Raw genomic sequence first — 12,933 nt, 5'->3', positions numbered from 1 at the left:
CGACATGTTCAAAGTCCGCGTCATTCCCTGCCTCGACGTCAAGGACGGCCGTGTGGTCAAGGGCGTCAATTTCGTCGATCTGCGCGACGCCGGCGACCCCGTGGAGGCGGCGATCGCCTATGATGCCGCCGGCGCCGACGAGCTCTGCTTCCTCGACATCACCGCGACCCATGAAAATCGCGGCACCATGCTGGACGTGGTACGGCGGACCGCCGAGGCCTGCTTCATGCCGCTCACCGTCGGCGGCGGCGTCCGCACCATCGACGACATCCGCGCGCTGCTGCGCTCCGGTGCGGACAAGGTGTCGATCAATTCCGCGGCGGTCAGCCGTCGCGAATTCGTGAAAGAGGGTGCCGAAAAGTTCGGCGAGCAGTGCATCGTGGTCGCGATCGACGCCAAGCGGGTCAATCGTGCCGGCGGTTCCGACCGCTGGGAAATCTTCACCCATGGCGGGCGCAAGCCCACCGGCATCGAGGCGATCGAATATGCCCAGGAGGTGGTCTCGCTCGGCGCCGGCGAGATCCTGCTGACATCGATGGATCGGGACGGCACAAGGCAGGGCTTCGACCTTGAGCTGACGCAGGCGATCGCTGATAGTGTCCCCGTACCTGTCATTGCGTCCGGCGGGGTCGGCAATCTCGATCATCTCGTCGACGGGATCCGGAAGGGTCACGCCACCGCGGTCCTGGCCGCGTCGATATTCCATTTCGGCGAATTTACCATTCGCCAAGCCAAGGAGCACATGGTGCGTGCAGGGCTGCCCATGCGTCTCGATCCCTAGGACTCGCCGTCACAAAAGTGCTAAGTCCCCTCCGGGGGAAATTGCCGGCGTCCGGCCGGTCTGGGTGCTTGAGTATGTCGCGTTTCACGGTCCACGATCTGGCCGCCATCATCGATGCCCGCGCAGCGTCGGGGGGAGAGGCGTCCTATACCAAGAAGCTGCTCGACAAGGGCGCAGAGCATTGTGCCAAGAAGCTCGGCGAGGAAGCGGTCGAGACGGTGATCGCCGCGATCGAGAACGATCGCAATCATCTCATCGCCGAAAGTGCCGATCTGGTGTTTCACCTGCTGGTGCTGCTGAAGGCCCGCGGCGTGAAGCTCGAGGACGTCGAGGCGGCGCTGGCGCAGCGCACATCCATGTCCGGCTTGGAAGAGAAAGCGGCGCGCAAGCGTGACTAAAGCGTTTTCGAGCGAAGTGGACACCGGTTCGCGTGAAGAAAACGCGTCAAAAGAAGAATCTAGGGCATGATCCGGAAAAGTGGGCACCGGTTTTCCGAAAAGATCATGCCCAAGCAATAGTTCAGTTAGGGCACGGCCATGGATATTCAGGCACCCGACCAGCAATATAATCCGTACCGGATCTTCTCGCGCGAGCAATGGGCGAAATTGCGCGACGATACGCCGATGACGCTGGAGCCAGGCGAATTCGAGCGGCTGCGCTCGATGCATGATCGGCTCGACATCCACGAGGTCGAGGACATCTATCTGCCGCTGTCGCGGCTGCTGTCGATCTATGTCGACTCCACGCAGCGGCTCTATTACGCGCAGCGCCAATTCCTCGGCATCCAGGACCGCAAGATGCCCTATATCATCGGCGTCGCGGGATCGGTCGCGGTCGGCAAGTCCACCACGGCTCGCGTGCTGCAGGCGCTGCTCGCGCGCTGGTCGCCGCGACCCAAAGTCGATCTCGTCACCACAGACGGCTTCCTCTATCCCAACGCCGTGCTCGAGCGTCTGGGATTGATGCAGAAGAAGGGCTTTCCGGAAAGCTACGACCAGCAATTGCTGCTCTCGTTCGTGAGCGACATCAAGGCCGGACGGCGGCCGGTGCGCGCGCCGGTTTATTCGCACCTGACCTACGACATCGTTCCGAACCAATTCATCGAGATCGATCGTCCCGACATCCTGATCGTCGAAGGTGTCAATGTGCTGCAGACGAGCCGCTTGCCGCGCGACGGCAAGGCGGTGCCGGTGGTTTCCGACTTCTTCGATTTCTCTGTCTATATCGATGCCGATGAGCCGGTGTTGCGCGAGTGGTACGTCAAGCGTTTCCTTGCCCTGCGCGATACTGCGTTCCACGACCCGCGCTCCTATTTCCACCGCTATGCCGTGCTGTCGGACGAAGAGGCCACCGCCACCGCGATCGCGATCTGGGAACGCACCAACCGCGCTAATCTCGAGGACAACATCCTGCCGACCCGTCCGCGTGCGACGCTGATCCTGAAGAAGGGTGCCGACCACGTGGTGGAAACAGTCGCACTGCGGCGGTTATAATTCGCTGTCGCCCGGCATCGTCATTGCGAGCGAAGCGAAGCAATCCACGCCTCCGCATGTGTGGTGCGATGGATTGCTTCGCTTCGCTCGCAATGACGGCGGGAGCAGCGGTGGCTATGCCGCCAGATGCCGTGATGCGGCCAATCCCGCGAGCGCCTTCTCCAGCTTCTCGCGATCGAGCGGCTTGATCAGAAAGCCGTCCATGCCGGCTTCGAAGCAGGCGGAGCGATCCTCAGCCAGCGTATTGGCTGTCAGCGCGAGGATTGGCGTTGCTCGGCCGGACTGGCCGGCTTCGAGTTGCCGGATGCGTTTGGTGGTCTCGATGCCGTTGAGCTGCGGCATCTGCACGTCCATCAGCACGAGGTCGTATGGCGCCCCTGTCGATTTCGCCGATGACCAGGATTGAAGCGCGTCTTCGCCATTGGTGGTCATCACCACCTGGTGGCCGAGACGCGTCAGCAGCGAGCGCATCAGGAGCGCGTTGATCTCATTGTCCTCGGCAACCAGGATCGATAGCTTCTTATCGGACAGTGAGGCCTGCGTTGAATCCGCCTCGATCGGTTCCACAACGGGCTCCGCGACGACGCTCGGCGACGCGACCTCGGGCGTGGCAGTCAGACGAGCGGCGAGCGAGACGGCGCGCAGCGGCTTGACCAGATAGCCGGTGAACGGCGCGTCGGCGGACCGCCGCAGCTCCTGCCGGGTCGCCGGCGTGAACATCACGATCCGCTGCATCGCATGCAGCCGCGCCACTTCACTGATGCGGCTGATCTCGGCCGCTCCCAGCGCATGGTCGATCAGCACGGCGTGCCATGAACGCTCGGGCAGCAAGGCCTCCGCCATCGTGGTATCTGACACCATGCAGGTCTGTGCGCCCCAGCGCTGCAAGCGGCGCGATATCAGCGAGGCTTCGATGCCTTGCGGCGCGACCAGCATGATCGATCGTCCCGCAAGGTTGGGCGGGCTGAACACGGTTGCGGTGTTGCCGTCGGAAGCGGCGAGTGGGATCGAGACTTCGAAGGTCGAGCCCGCGCCCGGCGTGCTTGCAAGCGCGATGCGGCCGCCCATGCGCTTGATGATGCGGTCGCTGATGCTGAGGCCGAGCCCCGTGCCGCCATAGCTGCGCGCAATGCCTTCATCGGCCTGCTCGAACTCGCGGAAGATGCGTTGCTGCGCTTCCGGTGCAATGCCGATGCCGGTGTCGCGCACCAGGAAGCTGATCTCATTCGGCCGGATGCCGGGCTCGACGACGAGGGCGACGCCGCCGGTCGCGGTGAACTTGATGGCGTTGCCGGCGAGGTTGAGCAGTACCTGGCGCAGCCGGGCCGCGTCTCCGATCACCTCCATCGGCAACCGCTCATCGATATAGGCGGCGATCTCGATTCCTTTGGCTTCCGCCCTTGGTGCCAGCAGTTCGGTGATGTCCTCGATCAGTTTCGAAAGCGCGAACGGGCCCTCTTCGAGATCGATCTTGCCGGCTTCGATCTTGGAATAGTCCAGCAGTTCTTCGATCAGCGACAGCAGCGCGTCGCCGGAGGTCTTCACCGCCTTGGCGTAGGTCATCTGCTCCGGCGTCAGCGGCGTATCCATCAACAGGCCGCTCATGCCGATGATGCCGTTCAGCGGGGTGCGGATCTCGTGGCTCGCCATTGCGAGGAAGCGCGACTTGGCGCGGTTGGCCGCATCGGCCTGATCGCGCGCGTCAGCGAGCGCGCGCTCGCTTTCGGTGCGGTCGGTCACGTCACGCCCGACGCTTTGCATCTCCGCAGGCCGTCCTGCATCGGTGCGGACGAGGCCCTCGCGCCAGGCGATCCAGCGCGGCCCGGAGGGGTGCGCGATCTTCTGGTCGTAGACGCGGGTGCCGCTTGGCTCCAGCGCAGTGTTGCCCTGTTCCAGTACCTCGAAGGCGAAATGGCTGCCGATCAGTTCGCCGCGCGGTTTCCCTGCGAGGTCGCAATAGGCGTCGTTGACGAAGGTGATCATGCCATCGGCGTCGCGCAGCACGATCAGGTCGCTTTGCGATTCGAACAGGCTGCGCGCGCGTTGCTCGGCCTCCTGCAGCTCCCAGTTGCGGTCGGCGAGCGCCTCGTTGTGCTCGGCGATCATGCGCAACTTGCCGCGCATCAGCCGCAGCCGGACATTCAGTACGACCAGCGCCACGCATGTGAGCGCGAAGAGCAAGCTGACACCCACAGCGATGGAACGTGGGTCACGATCGGAAACCGCGCCAATGAGCAATGCATAGCCACCGGTGAAGACCGCGGCGAACACGACGAAGGCGCGGAGGGTGAAGACGATCCAGGGGTGACGGCGCCCGAACCGAAGCAGGTGGAGCTTCAGCCGATAGGTCCACGTCATCGCCGATCCCCTGATCACCTGCTTTGGAGGCTGGCAGCTTGGGCCACCTCGCATGTTGGGTCGACGATGCGTCGGCGACCTTGCAAAGTGCTTGAGACGGCGTCGCGTTCCGGCCCGCGATGCGAACAGGGTTGATAATGCGTTAACGATCGTTGCTACAGCGAAGCGGCCTGCAGTCGGCGGTGCCCACCATGCGCGCCGACGATCAGCGCCGCGGCATCTCGCACCGAGAAGCTCTTTGAATGAACGAAGATCCGGTAATCGGCCGGGCCGTCCTGCGAAAGATAGATCACGGGATCGGTTGCCGTAGGATTGGCCGAGATCGCGACCAGTTGTGGGACGCCGCTGCTCTCGCAGGCGCCGGGCTCGCTATCATCGACATCATCGATGACGGTGAAATCGGCGGCTTCCGCGCTATCGGAGATCTGGACCCGCACGGTGGCGGCAGCCGGATCGTCCGTGAAGCTGACATGGAGCTGGGCGAGCCAGGGGAGCGATGCGATCTGGATGGTGGCACCGCCGGCCTCGATGCAGGGGTGCGAGCCCGGCAGCAATTCACCGCGGGCAACAAGCGCGAACGCGGCCAGCGGCACGACCGAGGCCAGGATCTTCAAACGCAACATGACACCACTCACTCAAGAGCGGAGCGACGCTTCTTCGAAGCATCCCTCGCTCTGCTTCTTTGCTTGAGCATGATCCTTTCGGAAAACCGGTTCCCACTTTTCCGGGATCATGCTCGAGCCCGCCGGGATCGCGCGGACTTATGGTTGGCGGAGTGTAAAGAGAACTGGTTACCGTCGCGTTGACGCGAAACGGCTGGACGCGCTCTACGCCGCGCGCCTGATATCGTCGGCCAGCGCGCGGTAGGACAGCGCTTCCGCGAGGTGCAATCGGCCGATCTTCTCCGTGCCATCGAGATCGGCGAGCGTGCGTGCGACGCGCAGCACGCGGTGATAGCCGCGCGCAGTGAGGCGCATGGTCTCGGCTGCATCACGCAACAGTTTTTGCCCCTGCGCGTCCGGCTGGGCGATGGTCTCAAGCAGCGATGACGGTGCCTCGGCGTTGGTGCGGACGTTGGGCATGCCGGCGGCGGCATAGCGCGCAAGCTGGATGTCGCGCGCGGCAGCAACCCGCGCCGCCACTTCCGCCGATCCTTCAGAAGGCGGCGGCAGGATCAGGTCGGCGGCGGTCACTGCCGGCACCTCGATCCGCAGATCGATGCGGTCCATCAGCGGACCGGAGATGCGCATCTGGTAATCGGCGGTGCAGCGGTCGATGGGCCCGCGCTTGCAGGCATAGCCGGGCTCATAGGCATGACCGCAGCGGCACGGATTCATTGCCGCCACCAGCATGAAGCGCGCCGGATAGGTGACGCGATGGTTGGCGCGCGAAACCGAAACCTCGCCGGTCTCCAGCGGCTGCCGCAGCGAATCCAGTACGCGCGGATCGAATTCCGGCAGTTCGTCGAGGAAGAGCACGCCCTGATGCGCGAGCGAAATCTCGCCGGGCTTGGCGCGCATGCCGCCGCCGGTGAGCGCCGCCATGCTGGCGGAATGATGCGGGCTGCGGAACGGCCGCCGCGCGGTCAGGGCGCCGTCGCGGATCTCGCCGGCCACCGAGGCGATCATCGAGACCTCCAGCAGCTCGGACGGCGACAGCGGCGGCAGGATCGAGGGCAGCCGCGCTGCCAGCATCGATTTGCCGGCGCCGGGCGAGCCCATCATCAGCATGTCATATCCCCGATGCCCACTCTGGGGCGTTGATAAGGAATAGGACACAGAACATATGGCCATACGCATCACCATCCGCGACTTGCTCACCGCAGCTCGCCACCGCATCAGCCGCGCTCAAGTGGCGCTCGCCACAGCAGCCTTCAGGGGCGCATGGGCAACCATCCTTATCGGGGAGCTCTTGCAGCGCCTCGGGGAACGCATGGAAGCCAAGGCAGAGCGCTTAGCTGACAGGTTGGGGGGTGTCGATGAGGCGCTAGCGGCGCTCTCAGCCTCAGTACCTATGGACACACTCACCGGCCCATCTAACGAAGCCCTGAGCCACTGAGGGCGGACCAATGGATACGCAGCGGCCCGCGAAGGCATACAGCTACGTCAGGTTCAGCACGCCAGAGCAGGCTAAGGGCCACTCGCTCCAACGCCAGACTGACGCCGCAAAGGCGTGGGCCGCTGCGAATGGGGTGGCGTTGGATGAGGAGCTGACGCTGCAGGACAAGGGCGTCTCGGGCTTCACCGGGGCGAACCTTGAGACCGGAGCACTTGGCGTGTTCCTGGAGCGCGTCAAGGACGGCACGATACCGCGCGGCTCGTGGCTGTTAGTTGAGAACCTTGATCGCATAAGCAGGCAGGCCGCCCGGAAGGCCGTGCGTACCATTGAGGACATCGTGGAGGCGGGGGTCACGGTTGTGGACCTGTCTGACGGGGGCAGGGAGTACAGCGCCGAAACACTCGACAAGGACCCTATGCTCTTCCTGATGATGGTGGTCCGCTTCATCCGGGCTAACGAGGAGAGCGCCACTAAGGGCGTGCGTGTGGCCAAGGCCCATGCAGCGAGACGCCAGAAGTTTGCCGGTCAGGAGAAGCTCGCCAAGCCTTACACACTGAGGCTGCCTGCGTGGATACGATGGAGCACCGAGACCGCAAGCTACGAGCTGATAGAGGAGCGGGCGGAGCGGCTGCGGTGGATGTTCGAGTTGGCTGACGATGGTGAGGGGGTACACAGCATTGCGGCGCAGCTCAACGAGGCAAAGGTTGAGACGTGGGGCGCGGGTGGTTGGAAAGCCAAATACTGGCACCGCTCCTATATCCGCAAGCTGCTAACCAATAGGGCTGCCATTGGGGTCTTTGTGCCCCACACGGTGCGGAAGGTCGCGGGCAAGCGCAGCAAGGAACGGATACCGCAAGAGCCCATAGCTCACCGCTTCCCTGCCGCTGTGGACCGCGAGCTGTTCGAGCGCGTTAATGCTCGCCTAAGCACAACAGGAGCGCGGGGCCGGAACACCAACGGCCCGGTGCAGTCCATCTTCGCGGGCGTGCTCAAATGTCAGCACTGCGGCGGCACTGTAACTCGCGTCAACAAAGGGCAGCATGTGTACCTCGTGTGCTCAGCAGCGCATGCGAAGTCAGGTACATGCAAGTATGAGAGCGTCCCCTACCACGATGCCGAAGGGGAGATACGGCGGGTAATCCACCAAGTTTTGGATGGGGCTCCCCGAGGCAATGACACCGCAGAGATGGATGAGAAGATTGGGCGTCTACATGCGGCGATTGATGGGGGCGAGGACAGGGTACGCGAGCTGCTAGAGATCACCATCACTGACAAGAGCAGGGCGGCAAGGCAGGCTCTGCACACGGCTGAGCAGGAGCTGGAGGCTGCAAAGGAGACCCTGAGGCGGCTGCTGGAACGTAGGGACACCCTGACGAGCACCAACGTCAAGCTACGGCTGGCAGCGGTGGAGAAGGCGCTCACAGCGGAGACCATAGACACCGAGGAGGCCAATAAGGCGCTGCGGGGCGCGGTGCGAAAGATGGTCATGCGGCTGGCTGAGGGAGCGTTGGAAATACACTGGCACCACGCCGATGAGCCGCAGCAGGCGGTGTTCATTACAAGTCGCTTCAATTGGGATGCCAATTAGCTAGTGTGGCTGGGGCTAAACGAAAAAAAGCCGCACACGGGCCCCCGATGGGAAAACCTATGTGCGGCTTGTGTATTCTAGCTACGCTGCTTCCTTAACCAGCTCACTCTTGCCACCCCGGCCCGTGCTGACGTAGGTCACCCTAATCGCCTTGAGGGCCATGGTGGTCCGGTGGTTCTCGTTACGAAGGTTCTTCTGCAAGTCTTTCTTGGCATCCGGCTTGAGCCCAAGCTCACGAGCCACCGCCGTCATTGATGTACGTCCCGGGGCCCGGTTACCCATGAAGGTCAACAAGCGCTCATGGGGCGTCCCTGCGCCCCGCCTGTGAACCTTTGGACCATCAGGCTCGAATGGCCAATCGGTGACCTGTATCCCTGGCATCTCTCGGCGGATTGCAGCGAGAATATCCTCACCCCGCTCACCGGAAGGAAGGACGATGAACACATCAGCCGGAGGGCATCCGCCGTGGTCATCTGTGACATGGCGGCAGCAGATGCGATTGATCGCTTGAATGATGGATGCGGATAGCTGACGGCGGACCATGTGCTCCCGAAGGTTACCGTGTCCTTTCCAGGTTGGATTGTCGAGCCAATCATCCCCTTGTACGCCTTTGAGCGCAAAGAAGACGTTGGTTGGCCACGTCACCGCATCACGAAATGGCAAGCCGAAGATGACCGCCACATCGCAGTCAGCATAGGCGTTGCTGCCGTCCACAGCACCCCAATGCGCCTTGGTCACCTTTGCAAAGGGCATATCTCCGGCCTCTGGCAGCTCGTGCTCAACCGCTTTGTGGACACAGAAGAACACTGAACGATCAGGCGTAAGGCGCGCGGTTAGGTCTTCAATGAGGCGAGGAAAGCGCGTCTTGGCGCGTTCTACCATAGCTCCCTTGCCGATCCCTGAGCCCGTCCGCGCCACGTGCAGCTTGACGCTGCTGTAATCACGTACACCGGAAGGCGTCGGGATAATCACTGCGTGGTCTTCCATGAGATTGTAGATGAAATCCTCACGGGCAGTAGCGTCTAGGACCACAGGCCCCGGAGCATCCAAAGGCACCAGTAGCGCCGATGAGTTGAGTGTGGGCTCTGTGCCTCTCAGCGCAAAATAAGCATACTGATCCAGCACCGCCGCAGCAGCCTCCAGCGTCTTGTCTATCTGCGTTGCAATGCGGTTGCGCTCCTTCACGTCAACTTTGCCAAGATACTGGTCATATGGGAGCTTGAGCATCTCGGCGCGCAAGGCGGCTAGGTTGACGGGGCCGCTTGATGCCCCTTCCGTGCCCCAAGCCATACATGCGCCACCGCCGAATCCCGCACTGACACCGGCATGATGGCCCAAGGCAACATAGAGGTGCTCCAGGGCCTCTAGCTCAGCGGCGTAGTTGGTACGCAGGCCATGGGGGATAAACCCGATGGCTTGGCCTAGCCGGTCTACCTTGACTTGGCTCTCCTCGATGGCGTTGCAGAGAGCCTCATCGATGATGGTCAGGAGACGTTTGCCGCCCTTCCAATTCGTCAGGCGGTGCCACCGGCCAGCGCGTGTACTGGTGATGGTCTGTGTGGCGTTCACATATGCCTGATGAGTGATGACCACCACATCGCTTGCGTGGAGTTGCTCATGGGTTGCTCGGTGTTCGCTGTGATCTGCCACAGCAACCTGACGGCCAGCCATGGCATTGATAGCGGCCACCATCTCGTCGGCTTGGAAAATCAGGCGGGTGACGATGAGTATGCCCACAGGCGTCTTATGGGCAGCAGCGGCGTTCTGCTCAGCTTGGAGTGCCGCATACACCTTGGCTCCCAAGGTCTTCCCTGAGCCCGTTGGGGGCCACAGGATGCGCCAGCGTGGCGGTACACCAGCGGCTGTGTCGAGGATTGCGGCTTGGTAGGTGTTGGCCATGGTGGTCCAGAGGGCCCTTAGGGCGGCACTGGGCACGTTGTGGTAGGCGGTGGTCCATTTGTTGGTTAGACGGTCGACGAAGGTCTGCGGCGGCACGAGGGCGTACTGTTGCTCGTGTGAGCCGGTAGTGGTCTGCATGGGGCAGAATATCCTTTGGATTGAGCGCCGCTTAGGTGTCCGCTTGCGGACTGGTGCGGCTGGTAAGGGAGGGTACTTCCAGCGAAGCCGCCAAACTTTGAAGCCCGAGGAGGCGTGGTTGCTGGCGCGCTGTAGGCCGGGCAAAAAGGGGCCCCAACCGAAGCTGAGACCCCTCGCCTTAATCAGGTCTTGATGCAGAACACGAACGATAGTGCCTCTGGGCGTGTCTCAGACACAGCTGTAGCACCATTAACGCCTGAGCTTTCGAAGGCGATGTTGTGCGCATGCGCCTGCTGCTCAGTGCTTGTGGTGCCGCTGAAAGCGTGCTCGTGGTTGATGTCCGCAGCGTTGATGGTTGCCGCACCCGTAGTGGGCGTAGCGAACGATCCGCCGCCTGTGACACCCGCAACACCCGTCACGTTGGCGTTGGAACTGTGCGTATGCGGGTTGTTGCGGTTCATCGAGCCGGTGGTGCCCGAGAAGGTGTGATTGTGCGCAGCAGTCTCAGTGCCTGTGCTGCCCACGACGGAATGGGTATGCTGCTGCACCGCGTTCGCCTCAACCGCGCCAGCAGCAACACCGGAACGCCGTGAGCGGGGAAAGCGCCCGGTGGTGGTCATGTTGGGCAACGTGAACGTAGAACCGGGCACACCAAGCTGAGCTGCTAGAGCAGGGAAGTCCGCAGTATTCCACGTGCTGCCATCAAGCTCTAGGAAGGCATGGCCAGTGCCAGTGCCGCCCTTCCCCAGACCTGAAGGCTCAGCAAGGAATGTGTGGACGCTACCTACCGGTGACGCGCCCTTGAGCTGGCCGCCTGCGATGCTGATGACGCCCGCAGCGGAGCGGTAGAATCCTAAGGTTGGCTCTGAGGCGAAGGTATATGCGGGTGCTGAGCCTGTGCCGTCCTTGGGCTGCACAATCTGGCCCGCAGCGTTCATGAGGGGAGCCGCAAGGCCCGGGAAGGTGTTCTTGAGGACGCTTTTGATGAGCCGAAGGTGGGCGTCGGCTTGATTGAGCCCGTCTGAGTGGGCCGGGTTGGAGAGTACAAAATCGTTGATAGTTGATGCAGTCTCGAGAGGCATTTATTGAAGTAACTTCTGTCTTTACGGAAATGATGTGCGGTCAGCACAGGGTTAAGCATCGGCCGGAATATCGGCACGCATGCGCATAGGTCCGCAATCCGAAGGCGCCGGAGCTGTAAGGTTCACGGCAGCACTAAAGACGGCCTGCGGTTGGTCGGGGTTCTCCCTTCGGTCCTATAGGGTCTCTTTTTGGGAGCCTGAGGGAGTTTAGGTTCCAGGGTAGGGAACTGGGGGCAAAGCTCTTAGGGAGTACCCTAGAGGTCTGTGACCCGATTCTTTTGCTAATATTTACAGTAACTTAGCTTATTTTGCGGCTAACGCCTTAGACAGCTAGGTATTCAGGTAAGGAAAGTAGGGGGTCAACCTCTAAAGAACCTACCCTATAGAGGTCTCACCCCTTCTTTGGGGAACTAAAGTTCCATCACGGAATGTTACAGGCCGTAATGGGGAGAGTTCCACTTTTGAAGGAGCGTAGACTTACCTATAGATTTCACCTGTAGATTTAGCTGCTAGCCCAGCACAGAGAACAGATTACAGAAGCTTATTAGCCAGTAATTGATTGTCGCTGTTAACTTCCTCTGCTGTTTTCGATTAGCTGGTAGCAAGCTCATCCAGCACATCCTCAGCCTTAGTGCCTGTGGCCAACTGTAGGACCGCCATGGGCTTTAGCCTTGTGTACCTCATTATGGTGGCCAGCGCCGCCAGCTTGGCACGTGTCCCTGTGGGCCCTAAGGCCAGCTTAAAGGCCTCTCGGAGCATAACCTCAGCCATCTCATCCTCTGTGTTTGGAACAGGGACGCTAGACTGATCTGCTGCTGTAGTCTGATCTGCTGCTGAGCTGCTCGCTGCTGTCTCCGGAAGCAGCCCACCTGCCTTCATTGTCTGAATGATCTTATCAGCCTGCAGCTCAGCCACTGACCACAGCCGCTGGGCCTCAGCCTTCCTCATCCCGTTTGGGACTCCGGTTCTGGTGAAGCGCTCAGGGTCAGCTTTGCGTAGCGCCTCCCTCTTGCTGTCCCGAGCAGCCATTTTTGCCCTGTATTCCGGGTCCTCCCATTTGGCCTTCATAGCCTCTGAATGCGATGCGGGATGTTTAGTCTTTCCCCTAGGAAGTCTGGCCATTGTGCCCGGACGGTCACTTCAAATTCCCCCACCTGTGGTCGCGCAAACTCCCCCACTTGTGGAGCAGGACGAGAGGTTATTAGGTTGACTGGGTTTTGCGTGCAAGGGCTTCGGCGGCTTCCTTGAGGCGGTAGCTGCGGCCGTCGAACTCGAGCAGATGGCAATGGTGCATGAGGCGGTCAAGGATCGTCGTGCTCATGGTGTTGTCCCGGAGATAAGCGCCCCAATCCTGCACGACGCGATTGGACGTGACGATGACGCTGCGGTGCAATTTGTAGCGTTGATGGATCAGAGTCTGCAGCAAAGCGCCGGCTTCGTCGGGGATGGTGCGAGCGAGGAACAGGTCGTCAAGCACAAGCAGATCGCAGTCAAAGATGCTCCGCAGCCGAGCTTCGCGCTGAGCGGCCGGGCTGA

General features: G+C 61.7%; 10 protein-coding genes and 1 pseudogene. 4 read left to right on the top strand and 7 right to left on the bottom strand.

The window, feature by feature from the left end; all coding sequences use genetic code 11:
* Positions 1-4: 4 nt before the first annotated feature.
* The 3 genes from hisF to coaA all read left to right on the top strand — a co-directional run bounded on the left by hisF (position 5) and on the right by coaA (position 2,274).
* Positions 5-781 (top strand): imidazole glycerol phosphate synthase subunit HisF, encoded by a 777-nt coding sequence (gene hisF / locus AC5ZG5_RS40945; RefSeq protein WP_456646337.1) that lies wholly within the window; start codon positions 5-7, stop codon positions 779-781.
* 74 nt (positions 782-855) lie between these two features.
* Entirely contained in the window at positions 856-1,179 is a 324-nt protein-coding gene (locus AC5ZG5_RS40940) for a phosphoribosyl-ATP diphosphatase (RefSeq protein WP_130225516.1), read from the top strand.
* Between the two features lie 138 nt (positions 1,180-1,317).
* Positions 1,318-2,274, top strand: coding sequence for a type I pantothenate kinase (gene coaA / locus AC5ZG5_RS40935; protein ID WP_028164789.1), 957 nt, complete (start codon positions 1,318-1,320; stop codon positions 2,272-2,274).
* A 114-nt stretch (positions 2,275-2,388) separates the two neighbouring features.
* Here the strand turns inward: coaA and AC5ZG5_RS40930 are convergent, their stop codons facing one another.
* From AC5ZG5_RS40930 to AC5ZG5_RS40920, 3 genes and pseudogenes are all read right to left on the bottom strand, one after another.
* Positions 2,389-4,632, bottom strand: a complete 2,244-nt coding sequence (locus tag AC5ZG5_RS40930) for a PAS domain-containing hybrid sensor histidine kinase/response regulator (RefSeq protein ID WP_456646338.1) — start codon at positions 4,630-4,632, stop codon at positions 2,389-2,391.
* 155 nt (positions 4,633-4,787) lie between these two features.
* Complete coding sequence (locus tag AC5ZG5_RS40925; protein WP_456646339.1) at positions 4,788-5,255, bottom strand: hypothetical protein; 468 nt, start codon at positions 5,253-5,255, stop codon at positions 4,788-4,790.
* Between the two features lie 204 nt (positions 5,256-5,459).
* A pseudogene (locus tag AC5ZG5_RS40920) lies at positions 5,460-6,371 on the bottom strand (YifB family Mg chelatase-like AAA ATPase); the annotation flags it as partial.
* Between the two features lie 329 nt (positions 6,372-6,700).
* Between AC5ZG5_RS40920 and AC5ZG5_RS40915 the strand changes: the two are divergent.
* Positions 6,701-8,278 carry a recombinase family protein gene (locus AC5ZG5_RS40915; RefSeq protein ID WP_456646340.1) on the top strand — a complete coding sequence of 526 codons (1,578 nt, stop codon included), beginning with the start codon at positions 6,701-6,703 and terminating at the stop codon, positions 8,276-8,278.
* An 81-nt stretch (positions 8,279-8,359) separates the two neighbouring features.
* On the opposite strand, the gene AC5ZG5_RS40910 is transcribed toward AC5ZG5_RS40915, so the two are convergent.
* The 4 genes from AC5ZG5_RS40910 to AC5ZG5_RS40895 all read right to left on the bottom strand — a co-directional run.
* Positions 8,360-10,315 (bottom strand): DEAD/DEAH box helicase family protein, encoded by a 1,956-nt coding sequence (locus AC5ZG5_RS40910; RefSeq protein WP_456646341.1) that lies wholly within the window; start codon positions 10,313-10,315, stop codon positions 8,360-8,362.
* A gap of 182 nt (positions 10,316-10,497) precedes the next feature.
* Complete coding sequence (locus tag AC5ZG5_RS40905) at positions 10,498-11,397, bottom strand: phage tail protein (RefSeq protein WP_456646342.1); 900 nt, start codon at positions 11,395-11,397, stop codon at positions 10,498-10,500.
* A gap of 591 nt (positions 11,398-11,988) precedes the next feature.
* A complete protein-coding gene (locus AC5ZG5_RS40900; RefSeq protein WP_456646343.1) occupies positions 11,989-12,465 on the bottom strand; it encodes a hypothetical protein in 477 nt (158 codons plus the stop codon).
* A 133-nt stretch (positions 12,466-12,598) separates the two neighbouring features.
* Positions 12,599-12,933, bottom strand: a 335-nt coding sequence (locus AC5ZG5_RS40895) for an ATP-binding protein (RefSeq protein WP_496165518.1), incomplete at its 5' end; no start/stop codon positions are given.

It is taken from the genome of Bradyrhizobium sp. Ses1, assembly GCF_059512365.1.
The sequence above is the reverse complement of the archived record's forward strand: the minus strand, read 5'-3'. Positions and strand labels throughout refer to the sequence as shown.

Excerpts from the sequence above, each read along its gene's own strand:
- AC5ZG5_RS40915 (WP_456646340.1), top strand. The coding sequence starts at position 6,701 with ATGGATACGCAGCGGCCCGCGAAGGCATACAGCTACGTCAGGTTCAGC.
- AC5ZG5_RS40930 (WP_456646338.1), bottom strand. The coding sequence starts at position 4,632 with ATGACGTGGACCTATCGGCTGAAGCTCCACCTGCTTCGGTTCGGGCGC.
- AC5ZG5_RS40940 (WP_130225516.1), top strand. The coding sequence starts at position 856 with ATGTCGCGTTTCACGGTCCACGATCTGGCCGCCATCATCGATGCCCGC.
- AC5ZG5_RS40900 (WP_456646343.1), bottom strand. The coding sequence starts at position 12,465 with ATGAAGGCCAAATGGGAGGACCCGGAATACAGGGCAAAAATGGCTGCT.
- hisF (WP_456646337.1), top strand. The coding sequence starts at position 5 with ATGTTCAAAGTCCGCGTCATTCCCTGCCTCGACGTCAAGGACGGCCGT.
- AC5ZG5_RS40905 (WP_456646342.1), bottom strand. The coding sequence starts at position 11,397 with ATGCCTCTCGAGACTGCATCAACTATCAACGATTTTGTACTCTCCAAC.
- AC5ZG5_RS40925 (WP_456646339.1), bottom strand. The coding sequence starts at position 5,255 with ATGTTGCGTTTGAAGATCCTGGCCTCGGTCGTGCCGCTGGCCGCGTTC.
- AC5ZG5_RS40910 (WP_456646341.1), bottom strand. The coding sequence starts at position 10,315 with ATGCAGACCACTACCGGCTCACACGAGCAACAGTACGCCCTCGTGCCG.
- coaA (WP_028164789.1), top strand. The coding sequence starts at position 1,318 with ATGGATATTCAGGCACCCGACCAGCAATATAATCCGTACCGGATCTTC.